General features: G+C 48.8%; 21 protein-coding genes and 1 CRISPR repeat array. Of the genes, 12 read left to right on the top strand and 9 right to left on the bottom strand.

The window, feature by feature from the left end:
* Positions 1 to 394 precede the first annotated feature (394 nt).
* From FCS97_RS15105 to FCS97_RS15095, 3 genes are all read left to right on the top strand, one after another.
* On the top strand, positions 395 to 598 hold the full coding sequence (locus FCS97_RS15105) for a hypothetical protein (RefSeq protein ID WP_138519273.1): 204 nt from the start codon (positions 395 to 397) through the stop codon (positions 596 to 598).
* A 139-nt stretch (positions 599 to 737) separates the two neighbouring features.
* The gene (locus FCS97_RS15100) at positions 738 to 1085 is read left to right on the top strand and encodes a type II toxin-antitoxin system RelE/ParE family toxin (RefSeq protein ID WP_138519272.1); all 348 of its coding nucleotides are present in this window, start codon (positions 738 to 740) and stop codon (positions 1083 to 1085) included.
* The gene (locus FCS97_RS15095; protein WP_138519271.1) at positions 1082 to 1414 is read left to right on the top strand and encodes a helix-turn-helix domain-containing protein; all 333 of its coding nucleotides are present in this window, start codon (positions 1082 to 1084) and stop codon (positions 1412 to 1414) included. Before FCS97_RS15100 ends, FCS97_RS15095 begins: the two co-directional genes overlap by 4 nt.
* A gap of 142 nt (positions 1415 to 1556) precedes the next feature.
* Here FCS97_RS15095 and FCS97_RS15090 read toward each other — a convergent pair whose 3' ends face one another.
* The 7 genes from FCS97_RS15090 to csf5 form a co-directional block, all read right to left on the bottom strand.
* Positions 1557 to 2900, bottom strand: a complete 1344-nt coding sequence (locus tag FCS97_RS15090; protein ID WP_138519270.1) for an ISL3 family transposase — start codon at positions 2898 to 2900, stop codon at positions 1557 to 1559.
* Positions 2897 to 3964 carry a restriction endonuclease subunit S gene (locus FCS97_RS15085; protein ID WP_138519269.1) on the bottom strand — a complete coding sequence of 356 codons (1068 nt, stop codon included), beginning with the start codon at positions 3962 to 3964 and terminating at the stop codon, positions 2897 to 2899. Before FCS97_RS15085 ends, FCS97_RS15090 begins: the two co-directional genes overlap by 4 nt.
* Complete coding sequence (locus FCS97_RS15080; protein WP_138519268.1) at positions 3951 to 5867, bottom strand: HsdM family class I SAM-dependent methyltransferase; 1917 nt, start codon at positions 5865 to 5867, stop codon at positions 3951 to 3953. The genes FCS97_RS15085 and FCS97_RS15080 overlap by 14 nt, the downstream gene beginning before the upstream one ends.
* Positions 5868 to 7110: 1243 nt before the next feature.
* Positions 7111 to 7596: direct repeats of the CRISPR family, unit length 30 nt; unit sequence CTTCCACACCCTAACAACGGCTAGGGTCAT.
* A 31-nt stretch (positions 7597 to 7627) separates the two neighbouring features.
* Positions 7628 to 8326, bottom strand: a complete 699-nt coding sequence (csf3, locus tag FCS97_RS15075) for a type IV CRISPR-associated protein Csf3 (protein WP_138519267.1) — start codon at positions 8324 to 8326, stop codon at positions 7628 to 7630.
* A gap of 2 nt (positions 8327 to 8328) precedes the next feature.
* Entirely contained in the window at positions 8329 to 9492 is a 1164-nt protein-coding gene (gene csf2 / locus FCS97_RS15070) for a type IV CRISPR-associated protein Csf2 (protein ID WP_138519266.1), read from the bottom strand.
* A gap of 36 nt (positions 9493 to 9528) precedes the next feature.
* On the bottom strand, positions 9529 to 10458 hold the full coding sequence (locus tag FCS97_RS15065) for a hypothetical protein (RefSeq protein WP_138519265.1): 930 nt from the start codon (positions 10456 to 10458) through the stop codon (positions 9529 to 9531).
* On the bottom strand, positions 10451 to 11293 hold the full coding sequence (gene csf5, locus FCS97_RS15060; protein WP_138519264.1) for a type IV CRISPR-associated endonuclease Csf5: 843 nt from the start codon (positions 11291 to 11293) through the stop codon (positions 10451 to 10453). The genes FCS97_RS15065 and csf5 overlap by 8 nt, the downstream gene beginning before the upstream one ends.
* 81 nt (positions 11294 to 11374) lie before the next feature.
* Here csf5 and csf4 point away from each other — a divergent pair, with 81 nt between their 5' ends.
* Positions 11375 to 14212 carry a type IV CRISPR-associated DEAD/DEAH-box helicase Csf4 gene (csf4, locus tag FCS97_RS15055; protein ID WP_138519263.1) on the top strand — a complete coding sequence of 946 codons (2838 nt, stop codon included), beginning with the start codon at positions 11375 to 11377 and terminating at the stop codon, positions 14210 to 14212.
* A gap of 26 nt (positions 14213 to 14238) precedes the next feature.
* Here csf4 and FCS97_RS15050 read toward each other — a convergent pair whose 3' ends face one another.
* Entirely contained in the window at positions 14239 to 15015 is a 777-nt protein-coding gene (locus tag FCS97_RS15050) for a hypothetical protein (protein WP_138519262.1), read from the bottom strand.
* 4 nt (positions 15016 to 15019) lie between these two features.
* The gene (locus FCS97_RS15045; RefSeq protein WP_138519261.1) at positions 15020 to 15601 is read right to left on the bottom strand and encodes a DUF6878 family protein; all 582 of its coding nucleotides are present in this window, start codon (positions 15599 to 15601) and stop codon (positions 15020 to 15022) included.
* Positions 15602 to 15729: 128 nt separating this feature from the next.
* On the opposite strand from FCS97_RS15045, the gene FCS97_RS15040 reads away from it, so the two are divergent.
* From FCS97_RS15040 to FCS97_RS15005, 8 genes are all read left to right on the top strand, one after another.
* A complete protein-coding gene (locus FCS97_RS15040; RefSeq protein ID WP_138519260.1) occupies positions 15730 to 16086 on the top strand; it encodes a hypothetical protein in 357 nt (118 codons plus the stop codon).
* Between the two features lie 30 nt (positions 16087 to 16116).
* Complete coding sequence (locus FCS97_RS15035; RefSeq protein ID WP_138519259.1) at positions 16117 to 17871, top strand: DUF4942 domain-containing protein; 1755 nt, start codon at positions 16117 to 16119, stop codon at positions 17869 to 17871.
* On the top strand, positions 17868 to 18197 hold the full coding sequence (locus FCS97_RS15030) for a hypothetical protein (protein ID WP_138519258.1): 330 nt from the start codon (positions 17868 to 17870) through the stop codon (positions 18195 to 18197). The genes FCS97_RS15035 and FCS97_RS15030 overlap by 4 nt, the downstream gene beginning before the upstream one ends.
* A gap of 195 nt (positions 18198 to 18392) precedes the next feature.
* Positions 18393 to 19085 (top strand): zinc-finger-containing protein, encoded by a 693-nt coding sequence (locus FCS97_RS15025; RefSeq protein ID WP_138519257.1) that lies wholly within the window; start codon positions 18393 to 18395, stop codon positions 19083 to 19085.
* Between the two features lie 18 nt (positions 19086 to 19103).
* The gene (locus tag FCS97_RS15020; protein WP_138519256.1) at positions 19104 to 19643 is read left to right on the top strand and encodes a hypothetical protein; all 540 of its coding nucleotides are present in this window, start codon (positions 19104 to 19106) and stop codon (positions 19641 to 19643) included.
* Positions 19644 to 19845: 202 nt separating this feature from the next.
* Complete coding sequence (locus FCS97_RS15015) at positions 19846 to 20274, top strand: hypothetical protein (RefSeq protein ID WP_138519255.1); 429 nt, start codon at positions 19846 to 19848, stop codon at positions 20272 to 20274.
* The gene (locus FCS97_RS15010) at positions 20249 to 20758 is read left to right on the top strand and encodes a DUF1643 domain-containing protein (protein ID WP_212746499.1); all 510 of its coding nucleotides are present in this window, start codon (positions 20249 to 20251) and stop codon (positions 20756 to 20758) included. Before FCS97_RS15015 ends, FCS97_RS15010 begins: the two co-directional genes overlap by 26 nt.
* A gap of 58 nt (positions 20759 to 20816) precedes the next feature.
* On the top strand, positions 20817 to 21503 hold the full coding sequence (locus tag FCS97_RS15005; protein WP_138519254.1) for a hypothetical protein: 687 nt from the start codon (positions 20817 to 20819) through the stop codon (positions 21501 to 21503).
* The last annotated feature ends 133 nt before the right edge of the window (positions 21504 to 21636 follow it).

Raw genomic sequence — 21636 nt, 5'->3', positions numbered from 1 at the left:
TTCCGCCGTGGCATTGCGTCGCGCCTGTCACCATCGGTATAGCGTTCCGCCGTGGCATTACGTCGCGCTGGCAGCATCGGGATAGCATTCCGCCGTGGCATTACGTCGCGCTGGCAGCATCGGGATAGCATTCCGCCGTGGCATTGCGTCGCGCTGGCAGCATCGGGATAGCGTTCCGCCGTGGCATTACGTCGCGCTGGCAGCATCGGTATAGCGTTCCGCCGTGGCATTGCGTCGCGCCTGGCCACCCAATCGGATCGCCCGACATGTGACACCCATGTCATACATCCAGTTGAAACGAAGCATCCTATTTCGCTTCTCAACCCCTTAAACAGTGGGTACTGTGGTGATGATGGCAATTAAATACTGTTCATGTTCAATTCGGACAATTATCATGAAATCAAAAAGACAACGCAAAAAAGACCAAAAATCATTTCATCATGCTAAATCAGATACACAGAAAACCATTGATTTTCTCCGCATGACTATCGAAAAAGAGGGGAGTATTTTTCGGTTTGCTCGTGAAGCGGGTGTGATTACGCGTAACGGTAGGTTGACTCGCTTCTATAGACAGAAATTGAATCCTCTTAGAACCTGAACACTTCAGTATTCGTGAAGAGAACCGACTGAAGTCGAAATCGGACGACAACTCTCCCTTTCAGGAAGAATCGTTAAGTTGATTCCTCTTGTGTTTTGTATAAAATTTGATACACTCTCCTTTGAAAACATCACCTGCAATGACTGAAAAACCTATTGACTGGCGGGGATCGTCCCTTGCTGATATTAAGGACGACGCTATCTTCACGGAGAATGCTCGCAAGGAGGCAGGCCATCAGCTGAGTTTGATTCAAGCAGGACTCGATCCCGACGATTGGAAGCCATTCGACATTGTTGGGACGGGAACTAAAGAAATACGAATCAATCTTGACGACGGGTGGTTTAGGGTTATGTACGTGGCAAAGTTTCCAGAAGCTGTCTACGTGCTCCATTGTTTTAGGAAGAAGGCTTCCACAACATCCAAGAAAGACAAGGACATTGCATCAGCCAGATACAAGGCGGTTCTGGCAGAAAGGAGATCAAAATGACAATCGAAACCAAATCAACCCACGTTACACCAGCGGGCGGCAATGTATTCGCTGACTTGGGATTCAGCCCAAAAGAGTCTGTCCTCCTCAAAGCAAAAACCCAGCGTATCATCTCCGAGAAATTGATGATCAAAAAATCACTAATGGGTGAACTAGCGAAGTGGATTGATGACAATCAGCTAAAACAGGTTGAAGCGGCGGAAATTCTTGGCGTGTCACGCCCTCGCGTCTCGGATGTAATCAATAAAAAATGCGTGAAATTCACTATCGATGCGCTTGTTGACATGCTTGCCAGGACTGGAAAAAATATTGAATTCTCGATCCGCTAGGACCGTCACGAAATACCCTGTAAAAAAACGAGGCAGGCCGACAAAGCGCGAGGAAATAGAAAAAAGAAAGGGTATCCGGAAAAGTTGATTGATTTTGACGCCGGCCCCTGTTTCATTTGAAGATGGTGGCCGGATTGATTTCTCAGTCCGTGACTTCCTTCTCCAGCATCCGAACCAGGTCAGGAATGAAGGCTCCGTAATTCTTCTCACTTGGCTCTTGATCGGGAGGAAGTCCATAGCCCGCATCCAGACTCATGCCACTGCTCAGATTTCGCCCCTTCGATACAACGCGGTGTGCTGGCTTGACGATCCGATGTGTGCCTTCGGTGTAAAGCACCTTGGCCCGTAGCGCCTCAAAGCTGTACCCGCGTCCGTTCCTGTTGATTACACGGATCAGGCTGTTCAAGGATTCTGTGTAGGCGTTGGTAATGGGGTGATCGAAGTAAGCAAAAATTTCCTCATGCCAATTCTCGAATGCGGTCAAGATCGGCTTGAAATGCGCTTCAACATCGGGCGTGATTCTCGCCTTCCATGCATCAAAAAGCACCTCCGCGCCCTGGCGGGAGCTTGCGTTTTCCCATATCCCAAAAAAACCCTCTTTGAGTTCGTAGGCCAAACCCAACGTCGGGAAGGCTTCGAACCAAGGCCCCATCAGGTCACGCTCCGCCGTCGTGATCTCATTCGGGCGCTTCAGCAGGATGAAACGATCTCGCATGAGCTTGACCCGTTGCCGGCTGTTCAGTGTGCGACGGATGGACTTCCTATGCATTTCCAGCGCCACATTGCCCATGCGCACAACGTGAAACTTGTCGACCACAATTTTGGCGTTTGGAATGTTCTCTTTAACAACCAACTTGTAGGGACGCCACATGTCCATCGCGACATATCGCACCGAAGACTTCTGTGTTCCAAGGTTTTTCAAATAAGCCGTGAGCGCCTGTTTTTCCCGATTCGGCAGCATATCAACCACGGTGTTGTGTTCAACATTGGTAATCACGCACCTGGGCTTCTTGATGATGTGGATTTCGTCAATCCCCATCCATTGAGGCAGTTCAAAACGCACGGTTTTGTCCAGTTCCTCTGCACTCCGCTTGAAGATGCTGCGAATGGTTTTTTCATCCACCCCGGTATCCGCCGCAACACTCGCGAAAGTTCGGCGCATGGACTCATGCTCAATGTAGCGAATCAGCCGAACCGTGGCGCGGTGGTGTTCATGCATCGTGGCCAGCGGCTCGTAAAACGTCACGCCGCAAGATTTGCACTTGTACCGCCTGCGGCTCACCGTGATGCCTACTCGCTTCCCGTGGATCGGCAAGTCGTTGTATAGCTGGGCACGCTTTCCAAAGCCCACAATGTCCTTGCTTTGACAGGAGATGCAGGCAACCGGCGCTTGCGCCGATTCCGCATCCACATGGTAATCGTGATCCGTCTCTTCAACCGAAAGGACGGTGAGCAAGGGGAGATTGATGAAATTTGGGACCGTCATTGAGGCTGCGCCTGCAAAGTCGCTTTAACAACACCCAAGTAGTCTAGGTATTCCTCGATCTTCTTTCGGTAGATGTTTTTGGCGTATTGCTCCATGTAGTCATAATCTGCGACTCCATTTCCATCAACAGGAAGCATGATTTTTTGACGCTTTAACCTCGCAGTCCCCATTTTGTATCCGTAATTGTATTTCCCTCGTTGAGCAGAAATTTGATTTGCCAGAAAAAACCCAGCGAAATGAGTTCCTTCGGATAACATCAGCTTCCTACAGTCATTTGAAAAAAGCCCGTTGTAAGGATGGTAGAAAGAGTAGCCAACGGAGCCATTTCTATTTACGGATATACACCCAGAAGCAAGCGTCGTGTTTCTATTACTTACGAAGTACCCAATTCCGTTGTTTCTAGCCGTTGACGATATATACGGCGTATTGCCAGAAATGCGCTCCGCATCATAAATATCCATGCCAGAACAAATAGTGCAAATATCCTCGATAAAAAAATCCTTCCATTTTTTGTCAGCAAACAACGGCGCTTCCTTGTACTCAACCTCGCAAAGCGCCTTTCTTGCGTAAGTTTCGTATTCTGAGATTTTCTTGGTCATCAACTGCTTTCCGTATGCTTCCATGAACGCATAGTCCGGTTCTCCGGAAGAGGTAACGGGAAGAAGGATTTTCTCTCGGCAAATTCGTGTATCGTTTATCTCACGATTGAAATTGTATTTCCCTGAAAATCGTCGAAGCATTGTCGAAACGAACAGATAAGAAAATTGATTAAATTTATCGTCGCCAAGATGGGTTACATGGTCACTTGCCACAAAATCGTAAGGATGAAAAAAAGTAGCCCCAACGCTACCGCTATTCGCAATAGTCAAGCATTTAGAAAACCTCCTCACACCAACTTTATTATCAATGAAGTTGTCCACTCCGTTGGATAGTGAAGTTGAAGATATATAGGGTTCACTCCCAGCTTCCTGATCTTCTTTTTTAAGGCGTTTTCCTCGTTGGATGTTAGAAAAAACATCTTTCATGAAAAATGTTTTCCATTCTCTATCTTCAAGCCTGAGCATTGTCTTCCCCTCCGAACAGATAGCGCCGGCCTTGCATGATCATGGAGAACTCAAACGACAAATAATCGCCGATAGCTTTTTCAAATTCAGCCTCAGTCGGGATTTCGTCGTTGAAGTAATAGAAACTGTGTAGCCATTCGTCGTCAGCTTCGACCGTTGTTTTGACGCAGAACTTGCTGTCCGCATCCATCCGATCAAACCAGACATCCAGGAGGTGCTGTTTCTTGTCTTTGGCTTGTTCGGTCTCGATGAGGCCGATATGCGGACTGACCTTGTAGCCGTCATTTCTGAAATCAATGAACTTGCATTCCTTGTCGTCGGCGTGGGGTTCTCCTGCCGTGAAGATGGCAATGCAGGGCATTGTTCCTACGCCATAGAAGGTATCCTTGTTCAAGGTAATCACGCCTTCAAGCGTGTGTTTCTTGAGGATATTGGCCTTGATGGATTTTTCTTCGTTCGTTTTCCCGGTAACGGAAGATTGCGGAATAATCACAATCACTCTGCCACCTTCGCTCATTGAATCCAATAAGTGTTCGGTGAACGAAATTTCATACAAAGAAGGGTTGGCTTTGGACCCCTGTGAATACGGCGGGTTCATCATGCCAACCGTAGCTTGCTTTAACTGAAGCTTGCTCGGGTTTTCTTTCAGAAAATCACCATTGATTAGATTGCTTTTTCCGTCACCCCGCAAAATCATGTTGGTGGTTGCAATGGTGAACATGTATTCCTGGTCTTCAATGCCGTGCAACCGTTCCTGGCGGATTTTTTTCTTTTCGTTTTCGTTTTCCGTTTGCGAAAGCATGTGATGCATTGCCGCAACCAGAAAGCCTGCGGTGCCCGTACAGGGGTCCAGAACCACGTCATCTGGCTTGATTGCCACCAGGTCACAAAACAAATCGGTAATGTGCTTTGGGGTAAGAACAATACCCAGCGTCTGACCATCGCCGCCAGAATACGACATGAACTCCCCATAGAAGCGCCCAAGGTAATCTTCGGAGGATTTTGTGTACTTGATGCTTCTGTAAATTTTGGAATTCAAAAACTCTGTGAAATGCTTCAACGGCGTTTTTGCAAGCGTTGCATGAACCTCGTTGAGTCGAACCGAATTCTTGAACAACGAGAACTGACTCAATATTTTGTCTTTTTTGACTTCTGGCGCGACTCGGGATCGCGTCAGATTGGCTTGAATGGCATTAAAAATCTTTTGCCCATCCGTTACAACGACATCGCCCGTCAGATCGTCAATGGAGAAGTTTTTTGACTCCGCTTCACGTAATGCAAGCAATATCCCGGAAACGATAAGTGGTTTATCGATGTCTTTCAGGTTGCCATAATTTCTCAAGTCTTCATGAAGCGCTGCTGCATCCCTCAAAATCTCTGCCAACTCTTTTTCAGTATCGGTTTCTTCTTTCAGAACTTCCCGAACATAGTATTCGTCAATGTTCTCTGCTGAAAACGAAATGAATGACTCCACTTCTGGCAATTCGCGGTAATACTCTGTTTCATCAATATATACCGGACTGATTCGGTGTTTTTTTGAATCTCCAGAGATTCCGAAGGCGATAATTTTTTTGTAGGACGTATTCTTGGCCAGATGTTTTCCGTAAAAAACGGCGCCGTTAATGGCGTGGTTTTTGACATCAACAGGATCAAGACTAATCACGCCGCTTGCATCGAGCTTTACATGCCGAGATAGGTCAGCTTTGTTTTCGATGACCAAAAGAAAGTCTTTTACGACACCAACGTACTCAGGAAAACCGACTTTTCCAGATCCACTTTTTGATGCTGTTTTGAGTGCTTGATCGATCTCAAGGATTGAGCTGCCTTGTGGGTCAAGATGGATTTTTGCTTCTTGCAACAACCCATGAACCCATATATCCGTCACCACCTCTTTTTTTGCCATGACGCACCTCTATGAAATTTGGATGCAAATCAGCCTACACGAAAAGAGGTGTGCCGTCAATCAAAAACGCCGGTTTCGAATAAATTGTCACAAGATAGAACAATCAGGTGGGCCGGAATCTCACTGCATTGTCGCGCACCTGTGGGATGACGCGATCAATCAGGAAATCCGGATACCCAAAAGAAAAAGACTGTCAGGTTTGGCAGATTAGTTTTTGGCTGGAGTACCAGCCAAATTCATCACTGAAAAACCAAAACAGCCTTTGAATTGAAAAAACACCCTGACATCGGTCAGGGTAATACACAAGCTCTGCACTGATCCTATCCAACTCAATACTTCCACACCCTAACAGCGGCTAGGGTCATGCACCATGGATACGATTTGCCCTTGTTCAGCAAGTCCTTTCACACCCTAACAACGGTTAGGGTCACGCACCGGTAAATTGATTCCGAGTTCCATTTCGGCGCTTTCACACCCTAACAACGGCTAGGGTCATTCACCGCCTCTGCTAAAACCGCTCGGACAGCGGCACTTTCACACCCTAACAACGGCCAGGGTCATTCATCGAAGGCATCCTGATGGCCCAAGTCAGCTAACTTCCACACCCTAACGACGGCTAGGGTCATGCACCTCACAGATTTGAAAATCGTGTTTTGGCTGACTTTCACACCCTAACGACGGCTAGGGTCATGCACCTCAGTGAACTCTACTTAGTTACCCGTCACACTTCCACACCCTAACAACGGCTAGGGTCATTCACCGAATGAGTTCTCAGTGTGATCATCGATTGACTTCCACACCCTAACAACGGCTAGGGTCATGCACTGCTCAGTTCGCTCTTTGTATGATCAATTACCTTCCACACCCTAACGTAGGCCAGGGTAATACATCTGTTTGAAATCAGCCATTCATAACCCTGACTTTCACACCCTAACAACGGCTAGGGTCATGCACCGTATTTGAGCACCTTCTGAATAAAAGCAGCTTCCACACCCTAACAACGGCTAGGGTCATGCACCTTTCCACCTCTGGCCAGTCCTGCACAACACTTCCACACCCTAACAACGGCTAGGGTCATTCACCACAAAAAACTCATTGATCGACCCATCTTTACTTTCACACCCTAACAACGGCCAGGGTCATACACCCACTTGCTCGAAAGCATCAATCAGGTTGTGCTTCTCACACCCCAACAAAGGCCAGGGTAATGCACCTCCGGCCTTAGCCATAAAAAGACGACTTATCTTCCACACCCTAACAACGGTTAGGGTCATGCACCCCAGTTGTGATGTACTCGACCACATCTACCCTTCCACACCCTAACAGCGGCTAGGGTCATGCATCAATGAAGGAGTTCGCCTCGCTGATTTAACACTTTCACACCCTAACAACGGCTAGGGTCATGCACCGGTAAAGTTATTCCGAGTTCCATTTCGGCGCTTTCACACCCTAACAGCGGCTAGGGTCATGCACCGTTATCGAATCGACCCGAGTTACATTTCCACTTCCACACCCTAACAACGGCTAGGGTCATGCACCCGCGAAAGTCGATTGATCTCCACCCGCTTTCTTCCACACCCTAACAACGGCTAGGGTCATTCACCACAAAAAATTCGTTGATCGAACCGTCTTTCCTTTCACACCCTAACAACGGCTAGGGTCATTCACCGTGAGGAGCTGCGGCCATGCAATAGATTGTCTTTCACACCCTAACAACGGCTAGGGTCATTCACCTGATGTCTTTCAAGGCATTGATTATATTACAATAATTCCCTGGGCAAGTACGCAACTTGGCGAAGCGACTTATTCCAATATGGTGGCCTGACCGGCGTAATAATGGGTACGCCACCGTCGAACTGCGATGGCATTGCCCTTAATTTCCAATGCTCGTGCGCTAACTCGTCTTCCTCCACTCGAATATCGCTGATGCTTCCGTGCCCTTTGGCTCGGTTTTTCCCTAACCCTGCCACATGGGCTTTCAACAGCGATTGAACCGATTCAATGTCGCCTATTCCATAGCCAACACAGGTCGGCACGTGTTGAACCTGGTTAATTTCGAAGCCTGCTTTTAATGCACCCCCCGATGTAAATATCCTCCTCATATTCTTCATATTTCTGATTAAGGTTCCTCTCCCCTCAGATTCACGAATACCCAGCGTCGCCAAACTCTCAGCATCTGAACCGCGGGTAAAGTAACGTGTGCTCTGCCCATCAACCTGCCCAGGCAGAATCACACTCGCACAATAAACCCCGTTTTCACGCTTCAAAGGAAGGCTGTCGTACAAATAAGAATCGCAATCTGCCGGATTCGGAGCCATCTCTCTTTCACCCTTGAGAAATGCTTGAATCTCATCCTGCAACAAGGCCCAGGCAATCAAACCATCCAAATGAATCGGAAGATAATCCATCTGAACCGGAGAGCACAGGTCGAATTCAACTCGAAATGGCTTCAACTCCATGGTCATTCCCCTTGAGCACTTTCTTCTTGCGCAGCCTTCTTTCTGGCTTTTGGCTGCGTTGGGGTGCTGGCCACGTAGAAGTTTTCCAAATCGCTGTTTACAACTCCAGCCATCCAGTCCTTTGCCATCTTCACGCATGCAATTGCCTTGGGGTGGCAATACACAAGGTACTCCTTACCATGGCGCATTTCCAATTCAAACAACGGCGCCGATCGATCACTTTCATGCAGCGTCAAATTGTTGGCTGCATCTGCCAGATTCAGCTCACCAAATCCCAAGTGCGATGCACCACCAAATTCATTGGTGTTTAACACCTCCATGAGTCCAAGCAAAAACACACCAAACTGCTCATCGGTGACACGTTTCTTCAGAACGGTCTTGAAGTACATCGGGACCCCAGGGGAAATGTATTCACGACCGCTTTGTTGACTCATAGAGGCACGAGATTCGGTCTTTTCATCATCAGCTTTCTTCACCCCGGCTCGCAGTGCAGCTGCCTGAGTTTTCCGGGCGACTTCTTGGTACATGTCGGATTTCAATTCATCGTAATCGGAGATGCTGGCAACAATTTCCTCAGAGGCTCGACCTTCCAACAAGTCGTCACGGCGGTGGATGATGTCAATTGCGGAGACCCGACTGGCCATCTTCACATTGTCGCCCCCGCTTAACAACACCACCTGGTCGGCATAGTCGGCGGGTACCATTCCAGCATCCACCGTGGCCTGCATAATTGGGATCATGTCAAAAATCTTGTAGCCACTTTCATAGAGGCGTTTTCCGCCACCAAACAGCCCAATAAACGGATGCTTCAAATAGCTCTCGAATTCATCGACAAGCAACGAACCCACTTCAGGTTTAGCATCAGCAGCTCCACAACTCAATCCGCGGTAGGTTGTCCTTGTGATTTGCTCGTTGCGCGCAATCAACGATTCGGCCATGGCCGAGGTCACAGCTCGTCTAAGTGCACCAACCCAGCTGTTGGCGGGGATAAACGGAATTTCAATGCGTCCATTGCTGGTAAATGCGGGTGTACGGTAGATGCGAGACAACGGAATACGCGCATCTGGACTGTTGATTTGCCCAGCACTGTTGATTTTTGTGGCCTCATCCAACGCACTGGTGACATGGATCTTGCCCTTGGTTCTCACTACGCCTTCGATAATCATAAAATTCTCCTCAAACTTTAAAAATCGGTTGTCAACTTACTCGTTCTCTTCACTATCGCTCTTGCCGTTAATGACAGAGTCCATATCAATTTCACGGGGCACCAATGAATCAACTAGCAAACGATAATTGGTGGTTTTCTTGAACACACCCAAGGTACGAAGGTAGGCGTACAAGATTTTGTCACCCGATGTGGACTCATTAACAACTTGAACAAAGCGATCAAGCCGCGCCAAAAGTTTTTCACATGTGATACCGACGTATGGGCTTCGGTAATTCGCCGGCACAAAACTTGGACAGTCCAAATTTACCTTGAGGAGTCGCACCGGCAAGATTTCTTTCAGACCTTTGGCATTTTTTAACCCAGCCACATGTTCTTGAACTGCCTGTATTAGCTCTTGCTCTTTTTCGACCAGCCCCAAAACGCGCGCTGGGTGCATGACTACTGTAGAGTCGCCAGAATTGAAAAACAGGAAGTCCTCGGCCTTGACATCGTGTAGGTTCACCTTTCCTTTCCAAATGGTGTGCTGTCGCTTGCGCGTTTTACGTGTCATCACCATGGGCGGACTCAATGGCTTGTACACGGCGGCTAACAGATCCTCCATCCCAATGACCGTGAAGGCCTTGTACCTGCCAGATTCTGGATCAACTCCGATTTGAGCATAAGAGAACTGCATGCTGGCCTGTCGCAATCCAATGGCCATCTTGCAATCAGGACAAAACAAGCCCCTTTTCTGATCACCTCCGCACGCATGAAGAAACGCCGAATCCACAAATGAATCAGGGACAAAGCATTCGTGTCCAGGCTCGCCCTTTCTAATCCCCACCCCGCAACACACACAGAACGTATCCTCGACTGCTGCAACGGTTTTCTCGTAAAATTCTTGAGTCTCAAGACCTGGATGCTGATCCAAGAACTTCTTCAAAAGGGTCGATGGGGTAGGGAACCCCAATGTCAAATCATTCATCGAACGACCCCCTTGCACCACCCGGCAAGATGATCCTTCCAAAACCCTTGCTCACAAGAGATCCGGCAGACCAGAACCCTTGTAGCTTCAGGTTGGTTAAAAACTCAACATTCTTCACAGTGAGCGCACCGCCGGTCGATCCGCTGTTACCGCCTTTGGCCTTTCCGGTCCTCACCCAATGCTCTGTCCCGTCATCGAAATGGGTGACTTTGATATAGAACCCAGTGGGGATATTTATGTTCAAAATTTTGGCCTGTCGCACAATGTCTTGCTGAACGATTCGCTCGATGTATTGGCGCTTGCCCAAGAAGTCGAAGTGCGGCCTTTTCAGTGCCAAAGTGGGGATCACGTACCTGGTGGGAAACCCTTTCAGGCTCAAACTCAACTCCCCGTCATAGGGTCGAACTCGGCAATGCCCGAGTGCCTGCTCCGCACAATCTAAAATGATCGGAAGATTTGAATTGGCAAACTCAATCATTGCGGCCCCCAAAAAACCAATCCCAACTGACCGTTTGGTGTGGAAAAACCGAATCATTGCCATGGCGTCGTCTTCCGTCCGACTATTGTTCGCCAGGTCAGCCTCGCAACGAGGTCCGCGCGCTCGAACCCAGTTACTTCCGTGCTTACGCGCATCTTTCAGTTTATATGCCTGTGTCTTGCTGATTTCCTGATCGTGAGACAACCTATAACCCTGACCAATCGTCTTACCGGATTCATTGTGCCAAAAGAGAAGGCTAGGAGGCTCTAAACCATTGACTGCTTTAAAACGTTTACGAAACTCATTTGCGGTCAAATGCTTTTCCAGTGCCCATATAAGGGTTAATTGTCTACTCATTGTCGATTCCATGCAAAAGCGTTTACAAATAATCGCGTCACCAATACACTATAACCATTGTTTCAAGGATGACAAGTAGCTATGACAAAAAAAGTCTTTTCTGTGCATCTTTCGACGGATGTTTTTTCCTATCTATCGGAAGCACTGTGTCTTGAAACTGACCTTGCACTGGCCAGAGCCTGTCGCGTTGCACTGAAAAACATATTGAATTGCGCCGATTCAGTTGAATGCGCAAACAGAATTTCAGCGCTTGAGATTGACTACTTCGAAGAATTTCACTCAAGACGTTTACCGGTTTCTACGACCCTATGTGAACGACAAGCCATCGAGCTGGCTGCGCAAAAGCTAAGTGTTAGCTCAAACCAAGTCTGTAGCGCACTGGTCAATAGCGCCTTGCTCACCATGATCGGCAATCACACAAAGCCAGATCGCATCACAAAAACAGCACTTACCCATGCTTTTAAGCTCAACCCAAACCAGAACTCAGTCCTTGCACACTTGCTATCCAACGGCTGGGAATACGACTCAAGGAGTCAAGCGAAACAGGAAAGCGAAGTTATAAAACCCAGTGTTTACTTCGCTGAGTTGGGCACGGGGTCGGGCAAAACACTTCTTGCCCTCTACTTGGCAGCAAATGCGGCTTCGAATGGGCAGCGAACCTGGATTGCTGTTCCATCGCTGTCAGTTCAACAACAATTCCTACAGGAGCACAAAGCAAAGTTCCCGGATTCACGCAATACCTTGCTCGCATTGGTATCGGGCAGGGCAGAATTTGTTAGCCACGCCAAATTGATTGAGCTGATTGATCAGGAAAGCTCAAACAAATCCAATGCGGCTGACCCAATTTCCGCACAATGGACATCGCAGGCACTTCAATGGATTGATAAGTACGCGGACAAACCCTTTGGCGCCGACCGTAGACGGTGGTTAATGGGATCATTTCTTCATCACGTTCCCAGTTTTCCGTATGCAGACACCGATATTTCTCTTGAATCAGATGCCGACACTGATGATTTTGGTGAGTTGAGCTACCAGGACCAATTTGATCTGGCCAATCGGAGCGACGTCGTGGTGCTTACCCACCACTACCTTTACCTTGAAACAATTGCCCGTTTGAAATCGGGATTGTCAGGCCTTAGAAAAGAAGACAGCGAAAATCGAGTCCTGTCGGCCATCTATTCAGATTCAAACATTGGCAAAGCAAAGGGTCGAAAAATTACCCGGGCAGATGTACTCGAACTCATCGACCAAAAAAATGAAACAGTAGCTCGATACATTCGTGCTAACGAAGTGGGGCGTATTGATATGCCCCAAATCCTGCTTGTTGATGAGGCGCATTTGCTGGAGGAGAACTTTTCAAAGGCCAGCACAACCAAAATCTCCATTCGTCGTCTGCCCACGCTATTCGCGGAGTTGATGTCAACCAAGCAGGTCAAATCGGATAAATCATTAAACAGAATTCAAAAGCAAATTAACGAAATTTGCTCTGATTTGGGTTCTCAACACATAGACAACAATGGATCGCCAGTCCACTTGAACTGGCGCGCGCTTGAAGGGGATTCTATTGGCATAGCCAATAGAATCGAAGACTTGTCATCAGTAATCTCCGACGTCACAATTACAGGCAGCAGTCCAAGTGCATCAAAATTTAAAGTGGCCAGATATGCATTGAAACAAATGCTAAAGGCCTCCAGCCAAAGCGCTGCGTTCTTCACCAATTCCCCCGTGCGTCAGTACCCCCAAATCCTCGTGGGTAGTGTCAATCACACCTCGGAGTTTCGACTGCTTTTTAACCATCTGGGTATTGAGCGCACTTTGTTGTTGTCAGCAACCATCTACATGCCCAATACCTCGGGCGCATGGTCAGCGGCCCGGTTTCTTAACAATCTTGGCCTACAAAACGACGAGGCAATTGGGTATCGGTCGATTCACGACACCTGGCTTACTGATCCGGTAACGCTTTTTTTACCCCCAAAACCTGGTGAAATTAGCAAGGATTTTGGAACAGGACACACGATTCTCCAACCAGGCAATTCCCCCGATGAAGTGAAGAGCTGGATTGCCCAGTTGTCTACCCTGTGCAAATGGGTTGTTGATTCTGCGGTAGGTGGCACTCTTATTCTGATGACAAGCTACGACTCAGCAAAAATCCTGTACGAGCAATTGATCTCAGAACAAAAATCCATCACCACTCGCTTACTGGTGTCACAACCTCACACCGGCTACTCAGTATCAGATTTGAAGGGGCAGTTTATTTCCAAATATTTACACGGGGAGCGCCCAATCTGGATAGCTGTGGGCACGGCGTGGACCGGGCTGAATCTATCGCTGCCAGAGATCAGCCCAGAGCAGGACAATCTCCTGACTGACCTGGTGATCCCACGCATGCCCTTCGGAACCAATAAGTCCATAACCGCAGAAGTGAAAAAACTCACTTCATCAAAGCACCTCCAGCTTCTTGGCGATGCATCATCCACACTCAAGCAAGGGGTCGGACGCCTCATAAGACGACCAGGACTTCAAAGCAATCGCAGATTGTTTTTTATGGATTCACGGGTTTACTCAAAAGAGCGAAAAGCTGTATTGAATATGCTCAATACCTTGTTTCGCGCTTATGAAAAACGCGGGCAATTGCCCCGCGCTCTCATCAAAAAGTTGATTCAATCAAGTGACGGTGCCACCTTGATCGCTAAGAAACCAGCTTCGGATCAAATCAAGCGCCATTCTGTCAAGGTCGGGCCAAGTAAACCGGTTCCTTCCAAATTGGAAGCAGTCCAGGCTAAACCAGTCAATGCCTATACTGAGCCTGTGGAAAGCACAGCAGTTCAGGAACCCAAAACCCTCGACACTAAAACCAAACCATTAACCAAATCATCCACTGCGTTTGGAAAGCGCAAAAGTAGCATTTCAGACATCTGAACATCGGTGATGCCTCTCAAAGTGGTTCAGTGTGATTCAGCTCGTGACCGAAGCAGATTACCCTCACTGAAAATCACCGCATCTGGGTTGATCCGGTCAAGAAGGCCATGCCACCACGCCTTTTTCGTGCAGGTTTGATGCCAATCACCGCATCCATTGTTCTCTGAGAGGTGCACCTCCACGCATTGAGGGCTCTCCAGCACGGCTGAGATTAAATCCACCGGCGCTTGGCCGCCGTTGTGATGCCTCACGATGTTCAGGTGAGACAAATCAATCGCCATTGACATGCCGCTGAGAAACACCTTTTCGTACTCTTGCCACGACGACATCAAAAATCTGTCGTGTTTGTCCGGGTACTGGCCTTCAATGCCCACTGTGCAGCCCAAAAGCTCTTCCAACCACCTTGCGTTGTCTATCATCCCTTGGAGGTCTGTGGCGCTTTTCAACCCGCTGTGCAGCGTGTAAACCGGCGATCCAATGGCATCATTGATCCCTTTCAGGCTCTTAAACCAACCTTCGTACTGTCTCGCATTGGACAAGTCTGGTTCAAAACCACGACCTGCGATGGGGACGTTGGCATGGAGTCTGAATCTGGCGCTAGGAAGTGCCGATTGGATCGCCTCAATCGTTTGCAAGCCCAGAGTGCCAAAACTCTGGGGAACCAGTTGCACCGTCTCAAGCGAGATGGAACCGTGCAGTGGATCAACAAGTTTTCCCTCGGCCTGCATTGATTTGGCGATACAGACCGCTTCAAGTACATGCTTTCCGGGCAGACAAGCCAGCGACAGATTCAGATTCCTCATCGCCTTAGCCCTCGATCTCGTTGTGCTCGGATTCGGTGTAATAAACCACCGTATCACCACTGTAGGTGTTATTGAGCACGTTGAACCGAATGTCGCCACTGCCCCCGTCATTGTTTTCCCAGCCTCCCCCCATGTGTAGCCGCGAGATGTCCCACACCAAGTCATCAATCGCTTTCTTCAAGCTCACACACGAAACGTAGAACAAATCGTAGCCTTCAGGAACCTGGTCTCGAATCTCCTTCGGCGCCCATCCAGACCATAAACCGACATGGTTAAGCTGAAATACCTTGATGGCTGGAATCTCCACCTCCTCCAGCTCGCGGTTGTACGCAACCACCGACTCCACATAACCACTGTCTCCGCCTCCGGTAAATTCAGCATCAAAACGCACAATGCCGTGGCGCTTTAATACTTTGCAGATTGCATGGCGACATCCTGCGATTGCCAAATTCATCCCACCTTGCATGGAGGTGGGAAAACACACATATTGATGCTCCTCGGTGGACTCATCGCCCACCGTCTCAAATCGCGTTACTTGCTTTCTAATTGCCAAACCAGTCGATACTACTGTGTTCATTTCGCTCATTTTATTGCTCCAAAAGTTCACTTGAAAACGCCCCGACATTGGTCTGGACATGAACCATTGAAGCATCTTTTTTGATTTGCGCAACCCCTTTAAAAGCCATATTTCATGCGGGTTTAGAGGTTTTTTGATTGGAAAATCGGGCCAATAATCACCCACTCTCAAGCCTCGATTTCAGCGAATCAGATGTCACTTACAATCTTCGTATTGAACGTATGAGTTCAATGATGAAATTCGAGAAAGCCGTGCTCGCCCACCAAACGCCGAACCAATTCTCGCGCATCCAACCAATCTGTTCATTTCTTCAAAATTGGTTTTCATCGCCGTTGCTGGCGATTCACCCAGTTTGTGAACATCTCAAAACCACCCAAGCTTCAATTTGCAGCATAGAACACACTGAGTTGTTGAGCGCCACCGTGTTTGTAGCCTTCGCCCTGTGTTCACGTCATGGCCAAAACTTGCGCAAAACCGCTTCTGGGGCACGATAAATCCAACACCGGCTCAAAGGATTTCTCAACATGTTTGGCGAACAGTTTTACCCGACTCCTCCCCGCTTGGCCATGCGCCAGATTCTCAGCATCGACTGGAAAGACGTTAACTTTGTCATCGACGGCCAGGCCGGAAAAGGTGACCTGCTCGACGCTGTGCGGTTTTACCGTTCTTACAGCTTTTCTGATTGTCTCGAATCTCCCCGTTCTTTGGAATTTGACTGGGACAAATTCGACGAGATGGTTCAAAGCGGAGAGTATGCAAAGGCTGTTGATCATGAAAGCAATCGCCGTGGCCGGGACATCACTTTGGCCGCCATGGAGATCGACACCAACCTACAGGCTGTGTTGCGCGCAAAGCAATACAAAGTACTGGGTGCGGATTTCCTGACCTATGACGCGCCCGATCAACCCGATGTCTTTTTGATGAATCCACCGTTTGCCAATGGTGAGCTTTTCTTGCTCAATGCGATCGACCGGCTGTTTTCTGGCCAGATCTCTTGCCAGCTCAATGCCCAAACAATCAAAAACCCCAACACCAACGCACGCCGCGAATTGTTGAAGAAGCTTGAGCAGCTGGATGCAAAAATCGAGTTTATTGAGGACGCGTACCTTGATGCTGAACGAAAAACCGGTGTTGAAATCGCCCTGATCTACATCAACAAGCAGCAAAGCGTGGAGGAATCGATCTTTGAGCAGACCACCGACAAGGCCAATGACGGGCAGTACTCCGGTGGTTTCGAAGAAAAAGCCTCCCAAGACTTGGTCCATGGCGATCGGATCCGCGCAATTGTCCAACGCTACAACCACCAAAGAGAGCAGGGCGTTAACACCATCATGTCCTTTTATAAGCAATCAGCCGAGGTCAGAGGTTTTCTAAGCCTTCGGGTCAGTGAGGCCGAGTTCAACCAAGGCACCCTGACTCAAATTGTGAAGGCCTCGACCAATGCATTTTTGCGCCAGCTGCGCCACAAGACTTGGATGGACATGATGGATGACCCAGCGCTGACCAAGTTTCTCACCAGTGCGGCCAAAAAGCGGTACCGCAAAGAATTGCTCTCTTACTCCGACATGGACGTCACTGAGCGCAATATCCGAGCTTTTGTGGTGTCGATTTCTCAGGCGTACCCTGAAGAGTTGAAAAAAACCATTCTTGATCTTTTCGATTCATTGACTTCGCGCCACGCCTGGTACCCGGAAACTGCCAACAACGTGCACTACTTCAATGGCTGGGCTTCGAACAAGGCTCACAAGATTAATCACCGCGTTGTGATGCCGCATTTCAACCTGTTTGACAATTACAGCGGCAAGATTAGCCACTATATGCCTTGCGGCTTAACCGAGCGGCTTGACGACATCGAAAAGGTCATCTCCTATTTCGACGGCGGGCGCGTTGCCACCACCAAACTTTCAGATGCAATCTTCTCAGCCATGAAGAACGGTCAAAGTCGCGCCATCGAGTCGGATTACTTCATTGCATCGTTCTTTAAAAAGGGCACGCTACACCTGACTTTTAGAAACCGCGATGTGCTTCGTCGATTCAATATTTTCTGCGGCGCAGCCAAATCGTGGATTCCACCAAACTACGGCAAAAAATCCTATGCCGAGATGAGCCCTGAAGAGCATCAAGTGGTTCAGGCATTCGAAGGCAAAGAAGATTACAAAGTCGATCCAATGGTCGATCCTATCACGCCGCATTCGCACCAGGTCGAGCAATCCGGCCATGGTGAGCCTGGTCAGACGCTGCAGCTTGAAATGTTCGCTTGTGAGGGATTCCAACAATGAGCGCGCGCAATCGATCCCGCTACGCCTTGAGCCCAGCTTCATTAAGCGCGGTTGCCAAGCGTCTAACCCTTCAGAATGCCTCTGCTGATCTGAGTACCTTGGTTCTCATTCAGGCTGACGACACCAACCTCTTTTACCCAAGGTTTAGGGGTGAGCGCGTACGTGGCTATGATGCCCTTCGAATCGATTGTGGACCCCATGCCGGCCGGTTTGTGCTTCGTGGGCCAAGTTCATGCCAAAAGCCCCAAAGCGCTCAGGCTGTGTTGCTCGAAGTGTTCGACAAGATGCTGGCCAGGCAGATAGCGAAAAAAAGCCCAGTTTCTTAACTTCGCGAAAAGCAGGGTAACCCAAACCCCCTTTTTTGAGCCGTTTCAGTGAGAAATGAACAACTGAGTTCAATCTAGACTTAGTCATGTGCGGGGTGGTTCAAAGCCAAAACTGTCTCAGCCCTTAAGACTTGCGCAAAACCGGTTCTGTATCAAGATGAATGCATCAACAACCAGTTTAAAAGGAGCCTTACCGTGAATCACCACAGCCTAAGCTACTCGACATTTCACAGCCCTTCGCTGTATCGCGCCCCTCGCATACTTGCCAAGCTGAGCATTCCCGATGATCACCTATCGCAGGATCCTGCCCAACCATCAGCCTGCAGCACAGAACACAATGTTGCACTCACAGGTCAGGGCTCGCCAGAGATCATTAAAACCCGAGTGAAGGGACCAAAGAAAAACCGCGGATCCAACGCCAAGCGTAAACAGCTCGTGCGTCAGCTGCGCACCAAACAAGCCAAGGCTCAGGCAACAAAACCTATGACTTGCCTGTCCCTGGAATGCAATTACTGCCAGCGTCCATCGCGCCTGGTTGATCACAAAGAGCTCTATGGCAAATCCGCTCCAAAGCTCTATTGGTTTTGTCAGGACTGCGATGCGTACGTGGGTTGCCACCCTGCAGCCGATGTGCACGGCAAAGGCGGCGTGGGCGACGGCACCGTGCCCATGGGCACCTTGGCCAACTCTGCCTTGCGTCGCCTGCGCATGAAGGCGCACGGCTCGTTTGACCCCTTTTGGAAAAAACAGGGCTGGACCCGCACTCAGGCCTACACCTGGCTTGCCAAATCACTGGATTTGCCGCGAAGCAAGTGCCACATCGCCATGATGGACAACGCCCTTTGCCAACAGGTCCAAGATCTGATCCGCAAGCAATACACGCTGTAACGAAACGGAGTAAACAGCATGCTGATGAAAGCATTGAAAAGCTTGGCCACAAACGGGGATCATCCCTCAAAGCGCCATGTCATGCAGAAATTCGACTGGGTTCACTCTTCTCGGTATGAATTCAACATGTTTTGTGACGAAAACGATGTGAAACCAATTTTTCACACCACTTCTTGGCCATGTGTCAGTTCAATTCTTCAATCTGCAACAATTTACGGATTTGATTTGGTCGACGGGGCAAGTTTTCATCACACTCCAGAGCTGGCGGCCAGACAGGCCCATTCGCCGGAGAAGGTGACCTTGGGTTTCACCTGGGCGGGCGAGATTGAAAAAGTAGATCTTCAGCGTTATCCAAGCTCGCATCCAAGTTTGATGCTTGCTGATGTGCTCTATGACGTTCCTTTTTTTGGTGCCACTGAACACGGACACTTCACAGACACCATGCTGCTTCGACTTTATCCTGGCCCCGATCGATTCCTCAAAGTCGCGTACCTGGAGTTTGAGGGGCAATCGCGGATGCTTGAAAACCCGTTTTCTGTGAAGGTCATCAAGAAATGATCCAGCACTCCCAGCCCCCTTTATTAATCTGCGCCGGATTGGTTTTTATCTCCTATGCCGCAACGTTGATTGTCTTGATAGGCCGACCAAATGAAATGGGATTTTCAGAGCTGACTTTTCTTTTGATGTTCACGAGCCACTTTCACTGGTCATTCCTGCAGTGGATCGAATCCGAGCATGAAACCCATACTGGAGCCCACTCATGAAAGTTCGAGTGTTCAAAAACCTCAACAAGGGTTGTCTGAGCATCATCGCCTTGGAAGGCAAGTACAAGTCCAAGGTCATCGCCTATGCGCACAACGCCTATGTGCACCAAGCCAGTTTTGTCGTATCACAGGCCTCGCGGGCCCGGGTTCTCTCAAGCGGTGTAAAAAACGTTCACGCCTTCGTCCAAGGCGAGCTGCAATGCCTCGATTTGATCGAAACCCGCTACGACGTGGACCCTTTGCCACTAGGCGAACCAGATCACCCCCACCGCCGCCATGTTCGATACAACCCATTTATTCGAGGTGAGTTCTTTGATGCAGTAACCGATCAGGCGGTGGCCAACGCCGCATGCGCTTTTATCACCAACAAAGGCGTCTTCCTAGAAGACGAAACCCACCTTGAAGCCCAAACTCTTGCCGCTTGACTTCTGTCAGCCCTCTGGTGCGATCTTCAGTGAAGACCGCCTCCATCGGTATGCCTTGTGGCGAAGTTTCTCAACGCTTCTGAGCACCGCCCCGCGATACGCGATGTTCATTGGATTGAATCCATCCACTGCGGACGAAACCAATGACGACCCAACCATTCGCCGTTGCATTGATTACACCAAGCGCTGGGGGTTCGATGCGTACGTGATGACCAACTTGTTTGCGTACCGGGCAACCGATCCAGAGGTGATGAAAAAAGCTGAAGACCCCGTAGGCCCACACAACGACCGGTATTTGGTGGAATTGGCCAAGAATGCTGAGATTGTTATCGCATGCTGGGGAAACCACGGTGCATTTAAGAACCGTGCTACGCACATCAAGCCACTCATCCCCAATCTTCAGTGCCTGGTGCTCACCAAAACAGGCGAGCCAGGACACCCGCTTTACCTGGGCAAAAACCTCATGCCCTTTTCGCTTGAATAACCTTTTTCTCAATTCGCAATAACCAGGCCGATAGCCTTAACTCATCAAGGAGACAACTATGAACAAACTCACCAAAGCACAATTCATCGCCATGTGGATGCGAGCGCTTGGCGCTTACATGCTTTTCTGGGTATTTTTAATCTCGGCTCCCGTCGGATTTTTCACTTTTGTCATGACAAAAAACGAAACTATGGGATGGATTGCTGCAATTGCTTCACCAGTCATCATCACTTATTTATTTCAAAAGATGAATTTCAACTCAATCAACAAAAACATAGAGCGACTGTATAACGAATCGATAACCGCCTTGAAACACGCCGATTACTATCACAACACCGGCGCATCAGCCATTGCCCTGGATGTTGATAATCATCAACTGAGCATCATCGCCTACAAAGAGTTGACAGACAAAAAACCTGCCAAACATCTTTTCAATCTCAATGAAATCGAACAGATCGGCGTGACAGCGAAAGGGCACACGGAATATCAGAGTTTCGCCACCGGCCTTGCCGCACACATGGAACAAGAAAAGGTTCGTCAGGTCAATGAGCACAACGCGGCCAAAGCACAGATGAAAACCGGGCTTCATTTGGTCGTCAGTGACATCATGGTTTCTGAAGTCATAGTTCCCATGTATGAGGAGAATGCTCGACGCTGGGTTCACCTCTTGCAAAAACTACAAGAAAACAAGTTGGAAAGGCAGACCCGCCCCACCATGTATCCGCCTGATGCTGCAACTCGCTAAATGAGAACCACATTCAGGACATTCTCTTAAAAACAATTTTTTACTTTTCAGACCTCGTCTTTCTCGATTGCCTTAGAAAGTTGCGCAAATTGCGATCCATGCGAAATTGGATCAACAGCCAACACGACAAGGC

This window comes from Limnobacter alexandrii (genome assembly GCF_005871185.1).
GTDB lineage: Bacteria > Pseudomonadota > Gammaproteobacteria > Burkholderiales > Burkholderiaceae_B > Limnobacter > Limnobacter alexandrii.
This window is presented reverse-complemented; position numbering and strand designations above follow the sequence as displayed.

Bases quoted from the DNA above. Each gene is read 5' to 3' on its own strand.
- FCS97_RS15105 (WP_138519273.1), top strand. From the start codon at position 395: ATGAAATCAAAAAGACAACGCAAAAAAGACCAAAAATCATTTCATCAT.
- FCS97_RS15100 (WP_138519272.1), top strand. From the start codon at position 738: ATGACTGAAAAACCTATTGACTGGCGGGGATCGTCCCTTGCTGATATT.
- FCS97_RS15095 (WP_138519271.1), top strand. From the start codon at position 1,082: ATGACAATCGAAACCAAATCAACCCACGTTACACCAGCGGGCGGCAAT.
- FCS97_RS15090 (WP_138519270.1), bottom strand. From the start codon at position 2,900: ATGACGGTCCCAAATTTCATCAATCTCCCCTTGCTCACCGTCCTTTCG.
- FCS97_RS15085 (WP_138519269.1), bottom strand. From the start codon at position 3,964: ATGCTCAGGCTTGAAGATAGAGAATGGAAAACATTTTTCATGAAAGAT.
- FCS97_RS15080 (WP_138519268.1), bottom strand. From the start codon at position 5,867: ATGGCAAAAAAAGAGGTGGTGACGGATATATGGGTTCATGGGTTGTTG.
- csf3 (WP_138519267.1), bottom strand. From the start codon at position 8,326: ATGGAGTTGAAGCCATTTCGAGTTGAATTCGACCTGTGCTCTCCGGTT.
- csf2 (WP_138519266.1), bottom strand. From the start codon at position 9,492: ATGATTATCGAAGGCGTAGTGAGAACCAAGGGCAAGATCCATGTCACC.
- FCS97_RS15065 (WP_138519265.1), bottom strand. From the start codon at position 10,458: ATGAATGATTTGACATTGGGGTTCCCTACCCCATCGACCCTTTTGAAG.
- csf5 (WP_138519264.1), bottom strand. From the start codon at position 11,293: ATGAGTAGACAATTAACCCTTATATGGGCACTGGAAAAGCATTTGACC.
- csf4 (WP_138519263.1), top strand. From the start codon at position 11,375: ATGACAAAAAAAGTCTTTTCTGTGCATCTTTCGACGGATGTTTTTTCC.
- FCS97_RS15050 (WP_138519262.1), bottom strand. From the start codon at position 15,015: ATGAGGAATCTGAATCTGTCGCTGGCTTGTCTGCCCGGAAAGCATGTA.
- FCS97_RS15045 (WP_138519261.1), bottom strand. From the start codon at position 15,601: ATGAGCGAAATGAACACAGTAGTATCGACTGGTTTGGCAATTAGAAAG.
- FCS97_RS15035 (WP_138519259.1), top strand. From the start codon at position 16,117: ATGTTTGGCGAACAGTTTTACCCGACTCCTCCCCGCTTGGCCATGCGC.
- FCS97_RS15030 (WP_138519258.1), top strand. From the start codon at position 17,868: ATGAGCGCGCGCAATCGATCCCGCTACGCCTTGAGCCCAGCTTCATTA.
- FCS97_RS15020 (WP_138519256.1), top strand. From the start codon at position 19,104: ATGCTGATGAAAGCATTGAAAAGCTTGGCCACAAACGGGGATCATCCC.
- FCS97_RS15015 (WP_138519255.1), top strand. From the start codon at position 19,846: ATGAAAGTTCGAGTGTTCAAAAACCTCAACAAGGGTTGTCTGAGCATC.
- FCS97_RS15005 (WP_138519254.1), top strand. From the start codon at position 20,817: ATGAACAAACTCACCAAAGCACAATTCATCGCCATGTGGATGCGAGCG.